At 45.0% G+C, this 6,322-nt stretch carries 5 protein-coding genes; 3 read left to right on the forward strand and 2 right to left on the reverse strand.

Annotated elements, in window-relative coordinates:
• The first annotated feature begins 62 nt into the window (after nt 1–62).
• The 3 genes from AC1RJL_RS18080 (at nt 63) to AC1RJL_RS18090 (ending at nt 4,140) form a co-directional block, all read left to right on the forward strand.
• On the forward strand, nt 63–1,229 hold the full coding sequence (locus AC1RJL_RS18080; RefSeq protein WP_492916581.1) for a zinc-dependent alcohol dehydrogenase: 1,167 nt from the start codon (nt 63–65) through the stop codon (nt 1,227–1,229).
• Between the two features lie 212 nt (nt 1,230–1,441).
• Complete coding sequence (gene glgX / locus AC1RJL_RS18085; RefSeq protein ID WP_492916583.1) at nt 1,442–3,586, forward strand: glycogen debranching protein GlgX; 2,145 nt, start codon at nt 1,442–1,444, stop codon at nt 3,584–3,586.
• 23 nt (nt 3,587–3,609) lie between these two features.
• Nucleotides 3,610–4,140, forward strand: coding sequence for a CinA family protein (locus AC1RJL_RS18090; protein ID WP_492916585.1), 531 nt, complete (start codon nt 3,610–3,612; stop codon nt 4,138–4,140).
• A gap of 65 nt (nt 4,141–4,205) precedes the next feature.
• On the opposite strand, the gene AC1RJL_RS18095 is transcribed toward AC1RJL_RS18090, so the two are convergent.
• Together AC1RJL_RS18095 and AC1RJL_RS18100 are read right to left on the reverse strand one after the other, a co-directional pair.
• Complete coding sequence (locus tag AC1RJL_RS18095; RefSeq protein ID WP_492916586.1) at nt 4,206–5,219, reverse strand: methyltransferase; 1,014 nt, start codon at nt 5,217–5,219, stop codon at nt 4,206–4,208.
• Nucleotides 5,212–6,138: an iron-containing redox enzyme family protein gene (locus tag AC1RJL_RS18100; protein WP_492916588.1), complete on the reverse strand. Its 927-nt coding sequence runs from the start codon at nt 6,136–6,138 to the stop codon at nt 5,212–5,214. Before AC1RJL_RS18100 ends, AC1RJL_RS18095 begins: the two co-directional genes overlap by 8 nt.
• Nucleotides 6,139–6,322 lie beyond the last annotated feature (184 nt).

Raw genomic sequence — 6,322 nt, forward strand, 5'->3', positions numbered from 1 at the left:
TGTACCACTTCGTAATGTTCACCCCATGTTGATACATAACGTTAACTCAAGAGGATTTCTATATGCGCGCGCTAACTTATCACGGCAGCAACGATGTTCGAGTAGACAATAGGCCTGACCCGGTAATCCAGGAGTCGGATGATATTATCCTGAAAGTGACCGCGACAGCAATTTGCGGTTCGGATCTACATCTATATCGGGGTAAGATTCCACAAACAGAAGATGGCGATATTTTTGGTCATGAATTTATGGGAATCGTTGAAGAGGTCGGCAGCGGCGTAACCGCTGTTCAAAAAGGAGATCGGGTTGTTGTGCCCTTTGTGATTGCATGCGGTAGTTGTTTCTTCTGCTCCCTGAATTTACATGCGGCATGCGAAACCACTAACACAGGACGAGGCTCGATTATTAATAAAAAGCAGATTCCGCCAGGTGCAGCGTTATTCGGGTTCAGTCATTTGTACGGTGGGATTCCCGGTGGCCAAGCAGAGTATGTTCGCGTTCCAAAAGCAAACGTAGGGCCGCTTAAAATCCCGGAAGGGTTAGACGATGAAAAGGTATTGTTTCTTTCCGACATTCTTCCGACAGGCTATCAGGCCGCAGTAAACGCGGGTATTAAAGCGGGTAGCACATTGGTAATTCACGGTGCAGGTCCAGTAGGGCTTATGGCGGCTGCCAGCGCGAGACTGTTAGGTGCTACTCAAATCTTTATGGTTGATCACCATCAATATCGCCTGGATTTCGCATCGCAAACCTATGGCGTTATTCCGATTAACTTTGATGAGGTTGATGACCCCGCGGCAGCGATCATTGAGCAAACCGCGGGCTTAAGAGGTGTCGATGCAGCAATTGACGCGGTTGGCTTCGAGGCAAAAGGCAGCAAAGTAGAAACGGTACTAACCAATCTCAAAATGGAAGGCAGTAGCGGCGCAGCACTTCGCCAATGTATCGCGGCAGTACGCCGTGGCGGAATAATAAGTGTGCCAGGCGTTTACGCAGGTTTCATACACGGTTTTCTGTTCGGCGATATATTCGAGAAAGGATTAAGTGTCCGCACAGGACAAACCCATGTTCAATCATACCTGCCAACATTACTCGAACATATTCTTGAGGGAAAACTACACCCCAACGTAATCATCTCCCATCGTTTGCCGCTCGACCAGGCTGCTGAGGGATACAGAATATTTGACAAAAAAGAGGATGATTGTCGAAAAGTAATTCTTCGTCCTTAATGCAAGAGCCGAAATGAAATTTTGAAGTAATTTATGTAATCATTGGTCCTGAAACAGGGATCAATGATTCATGAACGTCAAATAGTTTGTGTCTTAACAAACAGACTGGAATTGACTAGCGTCAGCACAATGTCACATAAATAAAATCTCGCTGACTTGCTGTGCCCCAACAAGTAAAAGCTGATTTCTATACGAACTTATCAGGATCTTTTATGGGTAGCGCAGAAAAAATATCGCAAGTGAAAATTAAATCCAGAGTTCGTGAAGGACGCCCTTTTCCCTTAGGAGCAACCTGGGATGGCATCGGAGTTAATTTTGCTATTTTCTCTGCACATGCGACCAAAGTTGAATTATGTTTATTCGATACTACTGGCGCCCACGAACTCGAACGAATTGTACTACCCGAGTATACCGATCAGATATGGCATGGTTACGTACCTGATATACACGCGGGCCAAGTGTATGGTTATCGGGTATACGGCCCCTATGAACCTGAAACGGGACATCGATTCAATCATCACAAATTACTGATTGATCCTTACGCCAAGCAATTAGTGGGTGAGCTCAAATGGTCACCTGAAGTGTTTGGCTATACACTCGGCTCACCGGATGCTGACCTAAGTTTTGATAAACGCGATAGCGCCCAATTTGTGCCTAAGGCAAAAGTTATCGACCCCGCCTTCACATGGGGTAACCACCAGGAATTTCGCGTACCTCCCGACCGAACAATAATCTATGAAGCACACACGCGCGGATTTACCCAGTGCCATCCCGCTGTTCCGGAAAATCTACGCGGAACCTTCGCGGGTCTATCACAACAGGATGTAGTTGAATATTTAAGTTCGCTCGGCGTAACCACTATTGAGTTGATGCCGATCCAGGCATTTATTCACGACAAACTGTTACTTGATCGCGACCTTAAAAATTATTGGGGTTACAACACTATCGCTTTTTTTGCCCCACATACTGCTTATTTAGCAAGTGGCCATCTGCAAGAATTTAAACAAATGGTCGCCCAGCTTCACGCCAGAAAGCTGGAGGTCATCCTTGATGTCGCTTATAACCAGACAGCAGAAGGAAATGAATTAGGCCCGACCTTATCAATGCGCGGAATTGACAACTGCAGTTACTACCAACTCAAGAGTGATAAACGTTACTACGTCACTAATCAAGGAAGTGGAAATACACTTGATTTAACGCAGCCAACTGTCGTGCGATTTGTTATGGATTCCATGCGCTACTGGGCCACAGAAATGGGCGTAGACGGTTTTAGGTTCGACCTGGGCAGTATCCTGGCGAAAGCCAAAGGAGAATTTGATGCGAGCCACAGCTTTCATATTGCTTGCCGTCAAGATCCAATTCTCAGTCAGCTAAAATTGATTTCGGAGCCTTGGAAACGTCGCGCCAAAAACATCCAGGCGGGAGTGTTTCCACCTGGTTGGTATGAGTGGAATAAAAGATTCCATGACTGTGTACGGGCGTTTTGGCGCGGTGATGAAGGCCTGTTGCCGGAGCTTGCCAGTTGTATATGTGCCTCCGGAGATAGGTTTGATAAAGGCGGCCGCAGGCCTGCAACATCGATCAATTTTGTGGCATCTCATGATGGCTTTACGATAGCGGATGCAGTCAGCTACGAAAAGAAACATAACGAAGCAAATGGCGAAAATAATAAAGATGGCATTAATGAAAATTTTTCCTGTAATCATGGCGCCGAAGGAATAACTGACGACGAAAAAATCAAGCAAATGCGCCTGCGCCATATGAAGAACCTCATGTCTACTTTGCTACTGTCGCAAGGAACGCCGATGGTTGTGGCCGGGGATGAGTTTGGCCGAACCCAACAGGGAAATAATAATGCCTACTGCCAGGATAATGAGATTAGTTGGCTTGATTGGCAACTTGTGAAAGAAAATGAAGAACTGGTGCGGTTCAATAAACACTTAATTCATCTTCGCAATAAATATCCGGTACTCCGCCGGGGGCGATTTCTTAAAAATACCGGTTCAAAAGTAGATAATACAAACGATATCATTTGGTTTTCCCCGAGTGGAAAGGTGATGACTGAAAAAAATTGGGCTGAAAAAAATACTCGATGCATCAGCATCCTTTTCAATGGGAAAGTTTCTGCCAAGGACATAGATGGCGCCAGTGATGATGAAACCCTATTACTCGTTTTGAACTCCGACAAAAAGGAAATTGCAGTTACACTACCGGAAATGGCTGACTGCAAAAAATGGTCAGTGCTTGTCGACACCAGCCTGGCTTATCGCGATGATACAGTTCATTATTCACCAAATGAAAAACTGTCGATCCCACAAGGATCTTTATTACTCTTAGCGCTGCAAAAAATACGGTAATTATCACCCGATCGGTGGGCATTATGGACACTATTAACAATGTTATACATTTTCTTAATCAACACGGATTATCGGTAACGACGGCAGAATCGTGTACTGCCGGGCTAGCTGCTGCATTAATGGCTGATGTCTCTGGATGTGGCACAGCATTACATAGTGGATACGTGGTTTATACCGAAGAAGCTAAAAATATCTGCTTGGGTGTGAGTTTACAGACCATCCAGGCATTTGGACTTACCAGTGAAGAAGTGGCTAAAGAAATGGCAATCGGGGCTCTTCATCGAAGTAAGGCTCAGCTAATCATTGCCATCACCGGAATGGCAGAATCAGATGATTGTCTTAGCGGAATCATTTGCTTCGCTTATGTGTTAAGGACGCATAACGGATATCGCCTATTAAGCGAAACCAAAAAATTCGATGGCTCACGGAATTCCGTGAGAAAAGCCTCCGCTATGCACGCAATTCTGTCCCTGCCTGATATTTATGAAAAAATACAATGTTACCCGGAAGTAGCTACAAGAAACATGAAAATTCCGATGACTCCCGATGTTTGAACAAAGTACCATTGCGCTTACGGACATTTGATTTATATAGTGGTAACGCTGCCAACAAAATATGATCAGATGCGAGTTACTACCAAGCCTACAGCGGCGATTCGATGTGCGCTGCTGTATTCAGGCTCATCCAGTTCCTCACCAAAAATATCCGGATCTATTTCTTCATATGACCATCGGAACTTACCACTTGATAATTCCGCAGCCAAACCAGACAACAGCAGATTCGCCGCCTCTGTCATCGCCACGCCGGTATATAAAAGAAGCCTCCCTCCTGGAGCGAGTAACTGAATAGCACGTTTAACAATTCGTAAACTCAACTCAAGACCTAATTGGTCCCCGCCGTCACGATACGCGCGCCCAGCACTATCACTTATATAGGGAGGGTTTGATACTATCAAATCAAATTCCCTGTTTTTTATATTGAAGAAATCTTCATGCAAACATTGCGCAGACATTTTTGCTAACGTAGTGCTTGCAGCGGCATACTCAAGTGCGATGGAATTGATATCATTCAAAACAAGCTCGTATCCCCGATTTTCTTCGAATACGCGGGCGGCAACTATGCCACCTGCCCCGCTTCCGCAGCCGACGTCAAGAATCCGGATGGGGCTAATCAAGTGAGATAAATTCGGCTGATCGCGGGTAGTTTCTAATGTGTACCTAATAAAACGCGCAAACCTGTAAGTATCCGGTCCAAAAAAGACCGACTGAAAATCGTTTGTAGGATATTCAGAATGTAAAAAAAGATCATCGCCTAACGACGAAACACGCACTTTACTTTTTAAATAGTCGCCATCCACTTTCAGCAAATTCAGCTCACTTAATATCTCAAATGATAAAGGAGCCAAAGTATCCTTTTTAAATGGTAGATTCCAACCAAAAATGTCCTTTAGATTTTTGGCCGTGCCATGGGACTTTTTCAAAAACCGTAGATGAGTTGATGGGGTTACCGTGGTGAATTTATATCCTTGCGACCTCAATGTTTGAAGTAATTCTGCTAATAACCGGGGTCTTTCAAACGTTGATCCATTTAGAAGATAAACAGGATGCTGAGCCTCTGCTTCCTTATCAGACATGAACATGCTCCGCTCCTATCGATTTTTTGATGGAATCCGGTGCAAAAATCAGGTTAAATTCTTTGCTATACCGATCAAAACAGAGCTGGCCACACTTCAATCGCATCAACGCTCCTTCTGCAATAAACTGTGCGCACTGTGGATCAGAGTTCACTAAGGGCAATAGGATTTCTCGATTCCACTCCCGCGAATGCTCAATGTCCAATGTTGCGTGTAAATCAAAATACGCCCTCGCCTTTCTGGGGAAGTCTAGACGTTGCATTGCTTGGGAAACTTTTGCCGCTCGCCAAGGTGCTGTTAACTCGATGACACCCAATGCTCCCAGTGAGTGATATGTATATCGACGCGTTGTGGCTAATCCCAACATTGTATTGGCCAAGGCCAGCGATTCCCAAACGGTTGCATCAATGGAAGGAGAAAGACCCAGTTGATGAACCATAGATTCAAGTAATGGACCATGCATCGCCTTCAGTTTCCCACGCCCCATCTCATCCCAATAGTTCCGCGCGCACTCAAGCTTCGCTTGCGCGGGAAGTTTTACCTGGGTGTAAGCCACGAGATCTTCAAACCCTGCCTCTCCAGCGGCTTCTTGAGTCAGAAACCATTTCATTTGATCTGTAGATGCCTCATTAGCCAACCAATCAAATAGCGGATGATGTTGACCGGGGCCCCATTCATGTAACGATTCGAACCAGGAAACAAATTGATCAGCAGCAGTAGGAACCGAATTGGTCAGTGGAATAATAGAGAGTCTAAGCTCTTCCAAAAACCTGCCCTCCAACAATTTCAGTTCTAGCATTGACCGCTCAGCATGCTCCCATTCAGGAAACGGGATACCGATAGCTGTTCGCGCCTTATTGAAATTGGCGATCCTGACATGGAATGCGTTTGGATTAAATTCGAAATTGGAAGGGGACATAAGATCTCCTGTCGCTCAAATGTGATCGATGCAGTGCATAAATAAAAAATTTTATTTAAACAACTGGAATAGATCTGTTCGATACGGCGCTTTGAAATGCCTTTTTTCAAAGACGCTGTCTGATAGTTACTGCTTTTATCAAGTGTAATTACTTGACTCTAATAATGTTTCCTCGACCGTCAAC

Source organism: Cellvibrio sp. GW822-FHT04B05, from assembly GCF_058800985.1.